At 59.3% G+C, this 14,006-nt stretch carries 16 protein-coding genes; 6 read left to right on the forward strand and 10 right to left on the reverse strand.

Annotated features, from left to right (window positions below; genetic code table 11):
* Positions 1–129 precede the first annotated feature (129 nt).
* The 7 genes from QRN33_RS10450 to QRN33_RS10480 form a co-directional block, all read right to left on the reverse strand.
* Positions 130–1,542, reverse strand: coding sequence for an amino acid permease (locus QRN33_RS10450; protein ID WP_042607500.1), 1,413 nt, complete (start codon positions 1,540–1,542; stop codon positions 130–132).
* Positions 1,543–2,490: 948 nt separating this feature from the next.
* Positions 2,491–3,711 (reverse strand): 23S rRNA pseudouridine(2605) synthase RluB, encoded by a 1,221-nt coding sequence (gene rluB, locus QRN33_RS10455; protein WP_039761212.1) that lies wholly within the window; start codon positions 3,709–3,711, stop codon positions 2,491–2,493.
* A gap of 143 nt (positions 3,712–3,854) precedes the next feature.
* Positions 3,855–4,046 carry a DUF1289 domain-containing protein gene (locus QRN33_RS10460; RefSeq protein WP_016771121.1) on the reverse strand — a complete coding sequence of 64 codons (192 nt, stop codon included), beginning with the start codon at positions 4,044–4,046 and terminating at the stop codon, positions 3,855–3,857.
* Positions 4,047–4,190: 144 nt separating this feature from the next.
* Positions 4,191–5,150 (reverse strand): SMC-Scp complex subunit ScpB, encoded by a 960-nt coding sequence (gene scpB, locus QRN33_RS10465; protein WP_065617420.1) that lies wholly within the window; start codon positions 5,148–5,150, stop codon positions 4,191–4,193.
* 11 nt (positions 5,151–5,161) lie between these two features.
* Positions 5,162–5,983: a segregation and condensation protein A gene (locus QRN33_RS10470; protein WP_502944976.1), complete on the reverse strand. Its 822-nt coding sequence runs from the start codon at positions 5,981–5,983 to the stop codon at positions 5,162–5,164.
* Positions 5,984–6,613, reverse strand: a complete 630-nt coding sequence (locus QRN33_RS10475) for an L-threonylcarbamoyladenylate synthase (protein ID WP_016771124.1) — start codon at positions 6,611–6,613, stop codon at positions 5,984–5,986. It abuts the gene before it with no gap.
* A gap of 13 nt (positions 6,614–6,626) precedes the next feature.
* The gene (locus QRN33_RS10480) at positions 6,627–7,490 is read right to left on the reverse strand and encodes a PHP domain-containing protein (RefSeq protein WP_042607496.1); all 864 of its coding nucleotides are present in this window, start codon (positions 7,488–7,490) and stop codon (positions 6,627–6,629) included.
* 87 nt (positions 7,491–7,577) lie between these two features.
* Here QRN33_RS10480 and QRN33_RS10485 point away from each other — a divergent pair, with 87 nt between their 5' ends.
* The 4 genes from QRN33_RS10485 (at position 7,578) to QRN33_RS10500 (ending at position 9,813) form a co-directional block, all read left to right on the forward strand.
* A complete protein-coding gene (locus tag QRN33_RS10485) occupies positions 7,578–8,174 on the forward strand; it encodes a septation protein A (protein ID WP_042607495.1) in 597 nt (198 codons plus the stop codon).
* Between the two features lies 1 nt (position 8,175).
* Complete coding sequence (locus QRN33_RS10490) at positions 8,176–8,475, forward strand: YciI family protein (protein ID WP_227973898.1); 300 nt, start codon at positions 8,176–8,178, stop codon at positions 8,473–8,475.
* Between the two features lie 242 nt (positions 8,476–8,717).
* Positions 8,718–9,128 (forward strand): SH3 domain-containing protein, encoded by a 411-nt coding sequence (locus QRN33_RS10495; protein WP_016771128.1) that lies wholly within the window; start codon positions 8,718–8,720, stop codon positions 9,126–9,128.
* 7 nt (positions 9,129–9,135) lie between these two features.
* On the forward strand, positions 9,136–9,813 hold the full coding sequence (locus tag QRN33_RS10500) for a response regulator transcription factor (protein ID WP_016771129.1): 678 nt from the start codon (positions 9,136–9,138) through the stop codon (positions 9,811–9,813).
* 161 nt (positions 9,814–9,974) lie between these two features.
* Here the strand turns inward: QRN33_RS10500 and QRN33_RS10505 are convergent, their stop codons facing one another.
* Genes QRN33_RS10505 through QRN33_RS10515 form a run of 3 tightly spaced genes read right to left on the reverse strand, consistent with a single transcriptional unit; the run spans position 9,975 to position 11,633 of the window.
* Entirely contained in the window at positions 9,975–10,454 is a 480-nt protein-coding gene (locus tag QRN33_RS10505; RefSeq protein WP_064362081.1) for a hypothetical protein, read from the reverse strand.
* On the reverse strand, positions 10,429–11,127 hold the full coding sequence (locus QRN33_RS10510) for a hypothetical protein (protein ID WP_116659053.1): 699 nt from the start codon (positions 11,125–11,127) through the stop codon (positions 10,429–10,431). The genes QRN33_RS10505 and QRN33_RS10510 overlap by 26 nt, the downstream gene beginning before the upstream one ends.
* Positions 11,127–11,633: a PAAR domain-containing protein gene (locus QRN33_RS10515; protein WP_065617423.1), complete on the reverse strand. Its 507-nt coding sequence runs from the start codon at positions 11,631–11,633 to the stop codon at positions 11,127–11,129. The genes QRN33_RS10510 and QRN33_RS10515 overlap by 1 nt, the downstream gene beginning before the upstream one ends.
* A gap of 322 nt (positions 11,634–11,955) precedes the next feature.
* On the opposite strand from QRN33_RS10515, the gene QRN33_RS10520 reads away from it, so the two are divergent.
* Entirely contained in the window at positions 11,956–12,408 is a 453-nt protein-coding gene (locus QRN33_RS10520) for a Spy/CpxP family protein refolding chaperone (RefSeq protein ID WP_042607494.1), read from the forward strand.
* Between the two features lie 173 nt (positions 12,409–12,581).
* Positions 12,582–13,922 (forward strand): sensor histidine kinase, encoded by a 1,341-nt coding sequence (locus tag QRN33_RS10525; RefSeq protein WP_285408437.1) that lies wholly within the window; start codon positions 12,582–12,584, stop codon positions 13,920–13,922.
* Positions 13,923–14,006: the final 84 nt, after the last annotated feature.

The following is a 14,006-nucleotide window of genomic DNA, read 5'->3' on the forward strand; positions in this document are numbered from 1 at the left end:
TGTCAGTCGACAAATATGTTCCTGACATTCCGCTATCGCGAGCAGGCTCACTCCTACAGGGGTTTTGCATGAACCCTGGAAACGACAAACCCGGCACTCTGGCCGGGTTTGTCGTTTCTGCATGCGCTGTTATTTCGCCGTTGCAGCCACCACCGGCTGCACACTGCGCTTGTTCTTGATCAGGTAGCAGACCCACATGAACACCACCCACACCGGAATCGCGTACACCGAGATCTGAATCCCCGGGATCAGCAGCATCACGCCGAGGATGAACACCACGAACGCCAGGCAGACGAAGTTGCCGTACGGGTACCACAGCGCCTTGAACAGCGGCGTCTGTTTGCTCTGGTTCATGTGCTGACGGAATTTGACGTGGGAGTAGCTGATCATCGCCCAGTTGATCACCAGCGTTGCAACCACCAGCGACATCAGCAGTTCCAGCGCGTGCTGCGGGATCAGGTAATTGAGCAGCACCGCAACCAGGGTCACTGCCGCCGAAGCCAGAATCGAACGCACCGGCACGCCGCGCTTGTCGATCTTCGCCAGCGCTTTCGGCGCATCGCCCTGCTCGGCCATGCCCAGCAGCATGCGGCTGTTGCAGTAGGTGCCGCTGTTGTACACCGACAGTGCGGCGGTCAGCACGACGAAGTTGAGGATGTGCGCAGCGGTGTCGCTGCCGAGCATCGAGAACACCTGCACGAACGGGCTGCCGCTGTAGGAATCGCCGGACGCGTTAAGGGTTGCCAGCAGGCTGTCCCATGGGGTCAGCGACAGCAGGATCACCAGTGCGCCGATGTAGAAAATCAGGATGCGGTAGATCACCTGATTGATCGCTTTCGGGATCACGGTTTTCGGCTTGTCGGCTTCAGCCGCGGTAAAACCGAGCATTTCCAGACCACCGAAGGAGAACATGATGATCGCCATGGCCATGACCAGACCGCTCACCCCGTTGGGGAAGAAACCGCCGTGGGACCACAGGTTGCTCACCGAGGCCTGCGGGCCGCCGTGGCCGCTGACCAGCAGGTAGCTGCCAAGGGCGATCATGCCGACAATGGCCACAACCTTGATGATCGCGAACCAGAACTCGGCTTCACCGAAGACTTTGACGTTGGCCAGGTTGATCGCGTTGATCAGTACGAAAAACGCCGCAGCGGAGACCCAGGTCGGGATGTCCGGCGCCCAGTAATGGATGTATTTGCCGACCGCTGTCAGCTCGGACATGCCCACCAGAATGTACAGAATCCAGCAGTTCCAGCCCGAGAGGAAGCCGGCGAAACCGCCCCAGTATTTGTGCGCGAAGTGGCTGAAGGAACCGGCCACCGGCTCTTCGACGATCATCTCGCCGAGCTGGCGCATGATCATGAAGGCGATGAAGCCGCAGATGGCGTAGCCGAGGATCATCGACGGGCCGGCGGATTTCAGTACCCCGGCAGAACCAAGGAACAATCCGGTACCGATCGCGCCACCGAGGGCGATCAGTTGAATATGGCGATTTTTCAGGCCGCGTTTAAGCTCGCCTGATTGCGAGGGTTGTCCACTCATGAAAAAGGTCTCACGCAAGGTTTGATGATGTTCAGTAGACGTTGCTGCAAGGTTGCGATTTCAGGCAGCCCCGATCAAACCCCAGCGCAGGCACCAGGAGTTCAGCTCATTTACAACGGTCATGCGTCACCTGTTTGTTTTTATCTGTGACGAAATCGAACCCGGCACGCTTGTGGCGCGGCGGAGTGAACAAGGCGGGTAGCCTCGAGATTTTTGCGATTACGCAGAGGGTCACAGTTAAAACGCGGCGCATTGTACACCGCTAACCCCCTGCTGCCAGACCCCGCCTGATCAGCGTGTCGGTTGCCGGAATTGCGTGTGTCCGCCTCGATCGTCTCGAGCGGCTGCAAAATATGAGTCAGGCCTTTGCGGGCCATCGACGGGGACGAGGAGAAAACCGTCCCACGGGGAGAAGTGGAAATCAGTCGCGGCGTTCATTGCGCCTCCTTCTTGTTATTGGCCTGCACGACAGGCATGCCGCGCATCACACCTCGCCTGAACAACGGAAACAAGCGCCCCAGAGCCTCGCGCAGCACCAGATCGAACGGCGTACGGAAGCTTTTCCTTACAACCGCACGCAACGCGTGAAAGCACCGTATAGATCGCACCAAGCCGTCAGCTTTTCTTTACAAACCGTAACGTAAATTTTCCGAAACAGAAATTTCTGAAGGATGTCTGCATCTTGACGGTAGCTAGCTTGCTATCGGCCGGTGTTCGACGGACGGTTCGTGTTCCAGCCTCCGCATGAGCCCTGTAGGAGCTGACGAGTGAAACGAGGCTGCGATCTTTTGATGTTGATTTTCAAGATCAAAAGATCGCAGCCTCGTTTCACTCGTCAGCTCCTACGGGTGAGCGCACCGCATATGAGAGCCAGACAAAAAAACGCCAACCCTAAGGTTGGCGTTTTTTCTTCAGCTTGCAGCTTGCAGCTAGAAACTCACAGCTGCCTTATTCCGGCTTCTTGCGTCCGAAACCCGGGCGCTGGCCCGAGCCGGCCGGTGCGCCGCGGCGCTTGCCCGATGGCTTGTCGCCGTCGACCAGTTTGATCCCCGGACGCTTTGGCGCAGGCTTGGCCGGGCGCTTGTTGGTGGTGTCGGCCGGGCGATCCGCTACTGGCGTACCGCGACCGGCAGGAGCGCCGCGTTCGCCACGCTCAGTACGGCCATTGGCTGGACGCGGTGCGCGCTCGCCGTCTCGGGCAACCGGTTTGCGGCCTGGACGCTCGCCTTCAATCTGCGGCTCGCGGCCCGGGCGTGGCCCGGTCGGTGCGCCAGCGGCTGGGCGCAGGGTGCGCACGCGCTCGGTCTTGGCCATTGGTCGCGACGATTTGCGCTGCATGCGCTCGAGCTTGTCCTTGCTCTTGGCGTTCAGCTGCGGCATCGCCACCGGCGTCAGGCCGACTTCGGCGCTGAGTACGTCGACTTCGTACTGGCTCATTTCGCGCCAGCGGCCCATCGGCAGGTCGGAGTTGAGGAACACCGGACCGAAACGCACGCGCTTCAAACGGCTGACCACCAGACCCTGCGATTCCCACAGACGCCGAACCTCGCGGTTACGCCCTTCCATGACCACGCAGTGGTACCAGTGATTGAAGCCCTCACCGCCCGGGGCTTGTTGAATGTCGGTGAAACGCGCCGGACCGTCTTCGAGCACCACGCCAGCTTTCAGGCGTTCGATCATCTCGTCGTCGACTTCACCGCGTACACGCACAGCGTACTCACGGTCCATCTCGTAGGACGGGTGCATCAGACGGTTGGCCAGCTCACCGTCGGTGGTGAACATCAGCAGACCGGTGGTGTTGATGTCGAGACGGCCGATGTTGATCCAGCGACCTTCTTTCGGACGCGGCAGCTTGTCGAACACGGTCGGACGGCCTTCCGGGTCGTCACGGGTGCAGATCTCGCCATCGGGCTTGTTGTACATGATCACGCGGCGCACCGATTCGGCGGCCTCTTCGCGCTTGATCACCTTGCCATCGATGGTGATGGCGTCGTGCATGTCGACACGCAGGCCAAGGGTGGCGTCTTTGCCATTGACCTTGATCCGGCCCTGGCTGATCCAGGCTTCGACGTCACGGCGCGAGCCGACGCCGATACGGGCGAGGACCTTCTGCAGCTTTTCGCCTGCTGGGCCGATTTCCTGGTCGTCTTTCTGATTGATGTCACTCATCTGGGCACCTCCCGGTGTGGTCTGTTCAGGCGGCGCCTGAAGCATTGAAATCTGGGTATTCGGCCGAAGGGATCGGCGAAGGGTCGCGAATCATACGCGGATGTGCGCCGTCGCGCATCAGAGACTAGCTGATCGATTGCCAGTTATTTCTTTTTCCGCCGACCGGCACCGCCGAGTTTGATCAGGCGCAGCGCGGCTTCGGCCAGCACAGTGCGCTTGTCGTCCTTGTCGAGCTTTTTCCAGGCCTTGATCTCGCGCTTGCTGCGGCCACAGCCGAGGCAGATGTCGTCGCTGAATTTGCAGAGGCTGATGCAGGGGTCTTTGGTGGAACTCATCGAGGTCTCCGGAAAAACACGAATCCATTGTAGGAGTGAGCCTGCTCGCGATAGCGGTGGGTCAGTCGACATCATCTTGTCAGTTACACCGCTATCGCGAGCAGGCTCACTCCTACAGGGAATGGCGGTGTTCCGGGAATCGGGTCAATCGTCGAATTCGCGCCGTTCGGCTTCGATGGCTTCGGCCAGGGCGCGGGCTTCGGCTTCTTCTTCGCTGAGTTCGGGTTCCGGCTGCTCGAGGGCGGCGACAGCGGCCAGAAGTTTTTCGCGGGCCTCGGCGACACCGAGAATGTCGTCTTCCGGTTCGGCGTCAGGCGCGGTCTCAAGTTCCACTTCAATCGCGTGTTCGATGATCTCAGGCTCGGGCACCGGCGCTTCGCCATCCGCAGCATCGCGCAGCAAATCGTCGAAGTCGGTCTTGATCCCCTCTTCCATGCTGTCCAGTTCCAGCAGCAGGGAATGGAAACTGGTTTCTTCCTTTTCCTCCTCGGGCTCGGCGCTGGCGTCGGCCAGTTCCTGCAGACTCTGCGGCACCGGCGCGTCGTCGAAATCGAGCACCGGCTCGGCTTCCATTTCGCGCAGTTCGGCCAGCGGCGGCAGGTCCTCGAGGTTTTTCAGGTTGAAGTGATCGAGAAACGCCTTGGTCGTGGCGAACATCGCCGGTTTGCCCGGCACGTCGCGATAGCCGACGACGCGGATCCACTCACGCTCAAGCAAGGTCTTGACGATGTTGCTGTTGACCGCGACGCCACGCACGTCTTCGATTTCGCCACGGGTGATCGGTTGGCGATAGGCGATCAGCGCAATGGTTTCCAGCAAAGCACGGGAATAGCGCTGCGGGCGTTCCTCCCAGAGTCGGCCGACCCACGGCGAAAACTTCTCGCGGATCTGCAAGCGATAGCCCGACGAGACTTCCTTGAGCTCAAACGCGCGGCCCTCGCAGGACTTGCCGAGCAGGGTCAGGGCTTTCTTGAAGACCGCCGGCTCCGGCCGCTCGCCTTCTTCGAACAGTTCAAACAGGCGCTCAAGGGATTGCGGCTTTCCCGAGGCCAACAGAAAGGCTTCAAGCAGGGGCGCCAGCTCGCGGGGTTCAGTCAGGTTCATGTAGGGACTCGTTATTCGGCTCGGGCTCGCACGTGGATCGCGGCGAACGGCTCATTCTGCACCAGCTCGACCAAGGATTCCTTGACCAGTTCAAGGACCGCCATAAAGGTCACCACTACACCCAGGCGACCTTCTTCAGCGGTAAACAGCTCGACAAACGGCACGAAGCCGCCGCCTTTGAGCCGTTCCAGCACATCGCTCATGCGCTCGCGGGTGGACAGCGCCTCGCGGCTGACCTGGTGGCTTTCGAACATGTCGCCACGGCGCAGCACTTCGGCCATGCACGTCAGGATTTCTTCCAGCGCCACGTCCGGCAGCAGTTTACGCGCCCGTGCTTCCGGGGCATCGAGCTTGGGCACGATCACATCGCGACCGACCCGGCTCAGGCCATCGATACCTTCAGCGGCAGCCTTGAAGCGTTCGTATTCCTGCAAGCGGCGGATCAGTTCGGCGCGCGGGTCGTCTTCTTCGTCTTCGACGGTTTCCGCGCGCGGCAGGAGCATGCGCGACTTGATCTCGGCGAGCATCGCCGCCATCACCAGATACTCGGCGGCCAGTTCCAGACGCACCGACTGCATCAACTCGACATAGCCCATGTACTGGCGGGTGATTTCCGCCACCGGGATGTCGAGGATGTTGATGTTCTGTTTGCGGATCAGGTACAGCAGCAGGTCGAGCGGGCCTTCGAAGGCTTCAAGAAAGACTTCCAGCGCATCCGGCGGGATGTACAGGTCCAGCGGCATTTCCATGACTGCCTGGCCATAGACCATGGCAAATGGCAGTTCCTGCTGGGCGCCAGCCTGGGGATCGACCACGGTTTCCACTGCGGACATTCAGGCCTCGACCATGAACGGCGTCGGATCGCCGCAACCGACGCGGACCACTTCCGGGTCGTCGCCGGTCAGGTCAATCACCGTCGACGCCTTGATGCCGCCGAAACCGCCGTCGATGATCAGATCGACCTGATGCTCAAGCAACTGGCGCATTTCGTACGGATCGCTCAGTGGGTCTTCGTCGCCGGGCATGATCAGCGTCACGCTCATCAGCGGCTCGCCGAGTTCGGCCAGCAGCGCCAGCGCAATCGGATGGCTGGGCACGCGCAGGCCGATGGTGCGTTTCTTCGGATGCAGCAACAGGCGCGGTACTTCGCGGGTAGCGTTGAGAATAAAAGTGTAAGGCCCCGGCAGATGCGCCTTGAGAATGCGGAAGGTGCCGGTGTCGATCTTGGCGTAGTTGCCCAGTTGCGACAGGTCGCTGCAGATCAGCGCGAAGTTGTGCTTTTCATCGAGCTGGCGCAGACGTCGCACACGCTCGATGGCGGTCTTGTCGCCGATCTGGCAACCGATGGCGTAGGACGAGTCCGTGGGATAAATCACCACCCCGCCCTTGCGGATGATCTCGACCGCCTGTTTGATCAGGCGCGCTTGCGGGTTTTCCGGATGTATCTGGAAAAATTGACTCACATTCTCTACCTGTTCAGACGGCGGCAATATCTGTGTCATGTTTGAACCGACACCACAGGGGTGGAAGGTCCTCGGGAACCGGCCGGTACTGGCCGATCTCGGACCAGCCGCCAGGGCCATGGAAGTCACTGCCGGCGCTGACCAGCAGACCGAACTCACGGGCAAGGATCGCCAGGCTGCCCACCTGTTCCGCGGGCTGGTGGCCATTGACCACCTCGATTGCATGCCCGCCTGCTTGAATATAGTCGGCAATCAGCTTTCGGCGTTTGCTGCGGGTGAAATCGTAGTGCCAGGGATGCGCCAGACTGACCCAGGCACCGGCGGCGCGCAGGGTGCCGACGGTGTCTTCCAGGGTCGGCCAGTGCAGCTTGACGTCGCCGAGCTTGCCGGCGCCGAGCCATTTGCGAAACGCCTCGGCGCGATCCTTTACAAAACCTTCACGCACCATCCAGTCGGCGAAATGCGGACGGGCCGGCGCGTTGCCGCTGTCGCCCAGTTCCTGCTGGATCTGCCGGGCGCCCTCAAGGGCGCCGGGCATGCCCTTGAGGGCGAGCTTGCGGCTTATTTCTTCCGACCGCAGCCAGCGACCATCGTGCAATTTGGCGATCGCTTCGACCAACGGCGCGGCGTTGACGTCGAAACCGTAGCCCAACACATGAATGGTCGCCCCGCCCCAGGTGCAGGACAATTCGACGCCGTTGACCAGCTGCATGCCCAACTCGGTGGCCGCCGTCCGCGCTTCGGCGAGGCCTTCGAGGGTGTCGTGGTCGGTCAACGCCAGGACCCGCACGCCGTTCTCGAACGCACGCGCAACCAGAACCGCGGGCGCCAGGGCGCCGTCGGAGGCCGTGCTGTGGCAGTGCAAATCAACATTCACGGGGAGTTGTAACCTCAAATCAGCTGGCGCTATCGCGCGCCCGTATGTTTGTTATTATGCCGCCACATCCAGCTTCTGGCTCTCACTGTGAAACAATTCATCGATTTCATCCCGCTTCTGCTGTTCTTCATCGTTTACAAACTTGATCCACGGGTCGTCGACATTGCCGGCCAGCAAGTGACCGTAGGCGGTATCTACAGCGCCACGGCGATGCTGATCATCAGCTCCCTGGTGGTGTACGGCGCGCTGTTCATCAAGCAGCGCAAGCTGGAAAAGAGCCAATGGCTGACGCTCATCGCCTGCCTGGTATTCGGTAGCCTGACGCTGGCCTTCCACAGCGAAACCTTCCTGAAATGGAAAGCGCCGGTGGTCAACTGGCTGTTCGCTGCGGCTTTCATCGGCAGCCACTTCATCGGTGATCGCCTGCTGATCAAGCGCATCATGGGCCACGCGCTGACCTTGCCGGATCCTGTGTGGACCCGTCTGAACATCGCCTGGATCGCCTTCTTTCTGTTCTGCGGCGCCGCCAACCTGTTCGTCGCCTTCACCTTCCAGAGCATCTGGGTCGACTTCAAGGTGTTCGGCAGCCTGGGCATGACCGTGCTGTTCCTGGTTGCACAGGGCATCTACCTGTCGCGTCATCTGCATGACACCGATACCACAACGCCAAAAACCGAGGACTGACATGCTCTACGCCATCATTGCCACCGACGTTGCCAACTCGCTCGAAGCCCGCCTGTCCGCGCGCCCGGCGCATCTGGAACGCCTGCAAGCGCTCAAGGGCGAAGGCCGCATCGTGCTGGCCGGTCCGCATCCGGCGGTCGACAGCAATGATCCGGGCGCAGCGGGTTTCACCGGCAGCCTGATCGTCGCCGAGTTCGAGTCCCTCAGCGCTGCCCAGGCCTGGGCCGACGCCGATCCGTACATCGCCGCTGGCGTCTATGCCAATGTGACCGTCAAACCGTTCAAGCAAGTCCTGCCTTAAGAAGCTCGATTAAACCTGTGGCGAGGGAGCTTGCTCCCGCCTGGGGTGCGAAGCGCCCCCAGTTTCAGGACTGCTACGCAGTCCAGCGGGAGCAAGCTCCCTCGCCACAGTTTCAACATGTGCCATCCCTCGGCACTACTCGCGGCACTGAACCTTCTCGGTTCATCGCGCTCTCAATCGCTCATTATTCTCGTTTGCCTGCCGACAACCTGCCCAATATCCATTTGGAAACAGGTATCGCGATGCGCAAGGGTCCGTTGTGTCTGATGTTGCTCACGTTGTCGATCATGGCGCCCGCCCATGGTGAGGAAACCACCGAAAGCGGCAGCTCCACGCCATTGTCATTGAGCGCCGGCAGCCAGATCACCGAGCTACAACAGCGGCTCAAGGCCAGTGAACAGCAGCGCGAAGAACTGAACAAACAACTGCAGAATGCCGACAACACCCGCGAAAGCGCCCAGCTTGCCCGGTTGCGCCAGGAGAACCAGCGTCTGAAGCTGCAACTCAAGGAAGCCCAGGCCAGCCCGCTGCCGCGTTTGCTGACCGATCAACAGCAGTGGTTCGTCACTGGCGCCGGGGTAGCGCTATTGGCGCTGCTCTGCGGTATCTTTGCCAGTGGTGCAAGCCGAAAACGTCGGCAATGGCTAAATTGAGTGAGTCATGAGCGAGCTGTTACTGATTGATGATGACCAGGAGTTGTGCGAACTCCTGAGTAGCTGGTTGAGCCAGGAAGGCTTCCAGGTGCGCGCCTGCCACGATGGCCAGAGCGCCCGCAAGGCGTTGGCCGAAACCGCCCCGGCGGCGGTGGTGCTGGACGTTATGCTGCCCGACGGCAGCGGTCTGGAACTGCTCAAGCAATTGCGCAACGACCATGCGGACCTGCCGGTGCTGATGCTGTCGGCGCGTGGCGAACCGCTGGACCGCATCCTCGGCCTCGAACTCGGTGCCGACGATTATCTGGCCAAACCCTGCGACCCACGCGAACTCACTGCACGCCTGCGCGCCGTGTTGCGCCGCAGCCACCCGGCGGCCGTATCGACGCAGCTTGAGCTGGGTGATCTGAGTTTCAGCCCGGTGCGCGGCGTGGTCAGCATCGACGAAAAAGAACTGACCCTCACCGTCTCCGAGAGCCGCCTGCTCGAAGCCCTGCTCAAGCAGCCCGGCGAGCCGCTGGACAAACAGGAACTGGCGCAACTGGCCCTTGGCCGCAAGCTGACCCTGTACGACCGCAGCCTCGACATGCACGTCAGCAACCTGCGCAAGAAAATCGGCCCCCACCCCGACGGCCGCCCGCGCATCGTTGCGCTGCGTAGCCGTGGTTACTACTACAGTCTATAAGACCTGCGCCTTGTAGGAGTGAGCCGCACGCGATGGCGGTGTGTCAGTCAACACATTCTTGTCTGGCACGCCGCCATCGCGAGCAGGCTCACTCCTACAGAGGGGTATCTGATCGTTTCCACGCTCTGTAGGGAATGCAGCCGTCGGTGACTTTGCAGTGGTTAATCGGGCATCGAACGAATAATGTCGGCCAAATCGTCCTTGGTTATCTCGTTGGCCTTAATGGCAGCGGCAATGTCTTTTTTGGAAAGTGGAAAACGCTTGAAAATTTCTTGCAAAGTATTCGCATCAACATTTGCCAGCCAGAGCGGATCAATGAAAGAACCGCCATACTCAGGCTTCATCGGTACTTCTTCGTGGGCAATCGTACCCTTATGGTTGAGATACACCACATAACGATCATGCCCTTCAGGAAAGCTTTTATCGTGATATAGCGTAGTACCCTGCGGCAGCACGTAGTAATTCTCGTCGCCGTTTGGACCCTCGATCAGCAACGGTTCTTTAGTTTTGATCATCTTCATATCGTGTCCCTTCGCATTATCATCAAAAATCAGAAAAGCCAAAAAAATCGCATTGACGGTTAAAGCTACTGCCGCCAGGCATAGGCCGAGTCGCTTATTTGTAAACGTTTTTCTTATCATAGGGTGCCTCGGCATTTGCTTCGAGCATGGCTTGCAAGTCCGCAGGCATGAAGATCCCATCCTGCGGACTATTTTGCGTACGCGCGGCCTGCCGTTCGATGAAAGAAAGACCTCGCATTTCGTTATATTTCGAAGGGTTGTACAAAATAGACTTACCTGAAACCTTTGCTCCTGCAATCGTCACTGTTGTGCAGTTATTCGTGGTCGGGTGATAGTTTGAAGGAAGGACATAACGTGCTGACGAAGCTGTTTTTCTCCTCTGCTCTTTTTGCTGAGCGATAACAGCATCGAAATGAGCGATCACAGCCTCAGCCTTTGCGTTATCCAAAAAATAAACAAAACCTGTCGTCGTACGTCCTAAGCTATTTTCACCAGAGATATAAGCCTTGAAAGAAGTCCAGACATTCAGAACGCCCTCACCCTCGCTATCAAACGTACCCCATGTCTTACCATAACGGCCAAAGTCGTAAGTGATATCTTTGCTACCGACCACTACATGTAAAGCTGCGTGTCCGAAAGGATGCTCTTCTTTATCGCGAGTGTAAGGGCCTCCCACCAGTATTTCCATATAGGCACCGGATACGACTACCTGGTTGGTCTTCGTTGTTTTCCCTGACACACCTGTGTTCTTTGCTGACTGTGTTGTGCTAGTAGATTGAGTGGGCTGAACCATTAAAGATGTTCCGTATCTTCAAGTTTCGGAAACTTTATGCTGCAATTTCCCCTAGGAACATTTGCAACATGCACAAAGCCATTTTCGTCAAGCAAGCCTGTCAACAAGGTGCCATCGGGGAGCGTCAATTCATACGCCTCGTTGGCGATAGGCTCACCTCTTTCGTTGAGCAACTGAAACTCAACGAAAGTCTTTTCTTTCAAAAATTCCGAGAAGAAGCTAATTGGAGCGCCACCACCAGACTCACCTACGAAGGTGTCGGGCGATCCAGCAGTAATCGTCGCTCCGCACGCCGTCAGGGAGCCAACATGGGCAACTTCTTTCCCCAAACCGAAAACATGGGGAGCGCCAGTCGTGATGGGATTGCTGCCGTGAATTGGGCAAGAGTAAATATCCCCAACCAAAGCCACGGGCATCGAATTCACAAAAATAGGACTTGATCCAGTCGTGATATTTCCGCCGTGACTCCCTGGATCTCCGAGCCTTGCGACCGGCTTTCCTGCCATCGTTTTTCTCCTTTGAACTTCACGATGAGCAGATGTTACCTCACTTTGATGACTGCTCAACGATCACTGTGCCCGTCCTTTCGCATCAACACCCTGCAGGGCGACTCTCAATTCAATGCGTATCTTCCTCAACTGCAAATCAGAAAGATCGCAGCCTTCAGCTCCTCCCACATTGCTACGCGGGTCATTCACATCAGTGTTTGTCAGTTCGGGCACGAAGCGTCTTTACCGAAGCTTTACGCTGCGCTGACCGCCGCTGACCTTGATCTGCGTAATCTGAACTCATCCGGAACGTACCGGGAACGAGACAAGGAGATACACCATGCGCAAGACTCTTATCGCTCTGATGTTCGCTGCCGCTCTGCCAACCGTGGCCATGGCCATGCCGCAGGATGGCGGTCCGCTGGGTGGTCCGCTTGATGGCCCGCGCCACGGTGGTCAGATGCACGGCGGCATGCACGGCAAAGGCCCGTACAGTCAGCTCGACCTGACCCGCGAACAGCGCGAGCAGATTCGCAAGATCATGGGCGAGCAGATGCATGAGCGTAAGCAGGTGGTCGACAAGTACCTGGAAAAACTCTCGCCGGCCGACCAGAAAGCCATGAAGGACGAGATCGCGGCCAACCACAAGAAAGCCGAATCCGATGTCCGCGCACTGCTGAAACCCGAGCAACAGAAGCAGTTCGACGAGATCCAGAAAAAACGCGCCGAACGCCGCGCCGAATGGGCCGAGTTCAAGGCCTGGAAAGCGCAGCAGGCACAAAAGGCGCAATAATGGCTTGACCCTGGGCCCGACGACTCAAATCGTCGGGCCTGTTTTCATCGATCCAAATGTAGGAGTGAGCCTGCTCGCGATAGCGGTGTGTCAGTTGACAGATTTTTGTCTGACCCACCGCTATCGCGAGCAGGCTCACTCCTACAGGGTTTTGTGTTTTTTGAGGAGTTTCTGTGCGTTCATTGTTCTGGCGGATTCTTGCGAGCTTCTGGCTGGCCATCGCTCTGGTAGCCGGGCTGTCGATCCTGCTTGGGCACATGCTCAATCAGGACGCGTGGATACTCAGCCGCCATCCCGGCCTCAACACACTGGCGGCAGAATGGACCCAGACCTACGAGGCCCAGGGCGAAGAAGCGGCGCAGGACATCCTCGAACAACGCAAACGCCAGTATCACATCGACGTTCAGGTGCTCAACGAAACCGGCGACCCGGTGGTGCGTGGCACCTTCCCGCGTCGCGCCGCCGCGTTCGAAGCGCGGCAGAACAACGACGATCGCCGTCTGCCGTGGCGGCGTCTGACTGACGAGATCACCAGTGAGAAAACCGGTGACACCTACCTGTTCATCTACCGCATCCCGCACCCGGAACTCGACGCCTGGCACCGCGAAAGCCTGCTCTGGCCGCTGAGTGCGCTGGGCATTGCACTGGTGGTGCTGACCCTGTTCAGTTTGCTGGTGACCTTCTCCATCACCCGCCCGCTCAGTCGCTTGCGGGGCGCGGTGCATGATCTGGGACAGACCACTTATCAGCAGAACAGCCTGGCAAAACTGGCCAACCGACGCGACGAATTCGGCGTGCTCGCCACCGATTTCAACCGCATGGGCGCACGTCTGCAAAGTCTCATTGGCAGTCAGCGGCAGTTGCTGCGCGATGTCTCCCATGAATTGCGCTCACCCCTGGCGCGCCTGCGTATTGCCTTGGCTTTGGCCGAGCGCGCCAATCCTGAAGAACGCGAGAAACTGTGGCCACGGCTGACCCGCGAATGCGATCGGCTGGAGGCGTTGATCAGTGAAATCCTGGTGCTCGCGCGAGTCGATGCCGACAACGCCAGTGCTGAAGACGTGGATCTCAATGCGCTGCTCGCCACACTGCAAAAGGATGCGCAGTTGAGCTCGCCTGAACAGACCGTGCGCCTGCAAGCCGAGCCGCAGCTGAATCTCAAAGGCTGGCCAACGATGATCGAACGCGCCATGGATAATCTGCTGCGCAACGCCCAGCGCTTCAACCCCAGCGATCAGCCGATCGAACTGCAGGCCTCGCGGCAGGGTGAACGGATTGTCATTAGCGTGCGCGACCACGGGCAGGGCGTGCAGGCGGAGTATCTGAGTCAGCTGGGCGAGCCGTTCTACCGAGCGCCGGGGCAGACGGCCGCCGGGCATGGCTTGGGACTGGCCATCGCCAAACGGGCGGCGGAACGGCATGGCGGCACGCTGACGCTGGCCAATCATGCGCAGGGCGGATTTGTGGCGAGTCTGGAATTGCCCCTCGTACCGGGAGTCGTGGTCCAGCCCTGAAAAGCCCCTCACCCCAGCCCTCTCCCCGAGGGAGAGGGAGCTGACCGAGGTGTCTGGCGTGATGCATCGACGTGAAAGACCGGG

It is taken from the genome of Pseudomonas sp. FR229a (genome assembly GCF_030209115.1).
GTDB lineage: Bacteria > Pseudomonadota > Gammaproteobacteria > Pseudomonadales > Pseudomonadaceae > Aquipseudomonas > Aquipseudomonas moraviensis_A.

Coding starts and splice junctions, on each gene's coding strand:
- QRN33_RS10500 (WP_016771129.1), top strand. CDS start 9,136: ATGAGCGAGCTGTTACTGATTGATGATGACCAGGAGTTGTGCGAACTC.
- QRN33_RS10470 (WP_502944976.1), bottom strand. CDS start 5,983: ATGTCCGCAGTGGAAACCGTGGTCGATCCCCAGGCTGGCGCCCAGCAG.
- QRN33_RS10460 (WP_016771121.1), bottom strand. CDS start 4,046: ATGAGTTCCACCAAAGACCCCTGCATCAGCCTCTGCAAATTCAGCGAC.
- QRN33_RS10505 (WP_064362081.1), bottom strand. CDS start 10,454: ATGATAAGAAAAACGTTTACAAATAAGCGACTCGGCCTATGCCTGGCG.
- scpB (WP_065617420.1), bottom strand. CDS start 5,150: ATGAACCTGACTGAACCCCGCGAGCTGGCGCCCCTGCTTGAAGCCTTT.
- QRN33_RS10515 (WP_065617423.1), bottom strand. CDS start 11,633: ATGGCAGGAAAGCCGGTCGCAAGGCTCGGAGATCCAGGGAGTCACGGC.
- rluB (WP_039761212.1), bottom strand. CDS start 3,711: ATGAGTGACATCAATCAGAAAGACGACCAGGAAATCGGCCCAGCAGGC.
- QRN33_RS10495 (WP_016771128.1), top strand. CDS start 8,718: ATGCGCAAGGGTCCGTTGTGTCTGATGTTGCTCACGTTGTCGATCATG.
- QRN33_RS10490 (WP_227973898.1), top strand. CDS start 8,176: ATGCTCTACGCCATCATTGCCACCGACGTTGCCAACTCGCTCGAAGCC.
- QRN33_RS10510 (WP_116659053.1), bottom strand. CDS start 11,127: ATGGTTCAGCCCACTCAATCTACTAGCACAACACAGTCAGCAAAGAAC.
- QRN33_RS10450 (WP_042607500.1), bottom strand. CDS start 1,542: ATGAGTGGACAACCCTCGCAATCAGGCGAGCTTAAACGCGGCCTGAAA.
- QRN33_RS10520 (WP_042607494.1), top strand. CDS start 11,956: ATGCGCAAGACTCTTATCGCTCTGATGTTCGCTGCCGCTCTGCCAACC.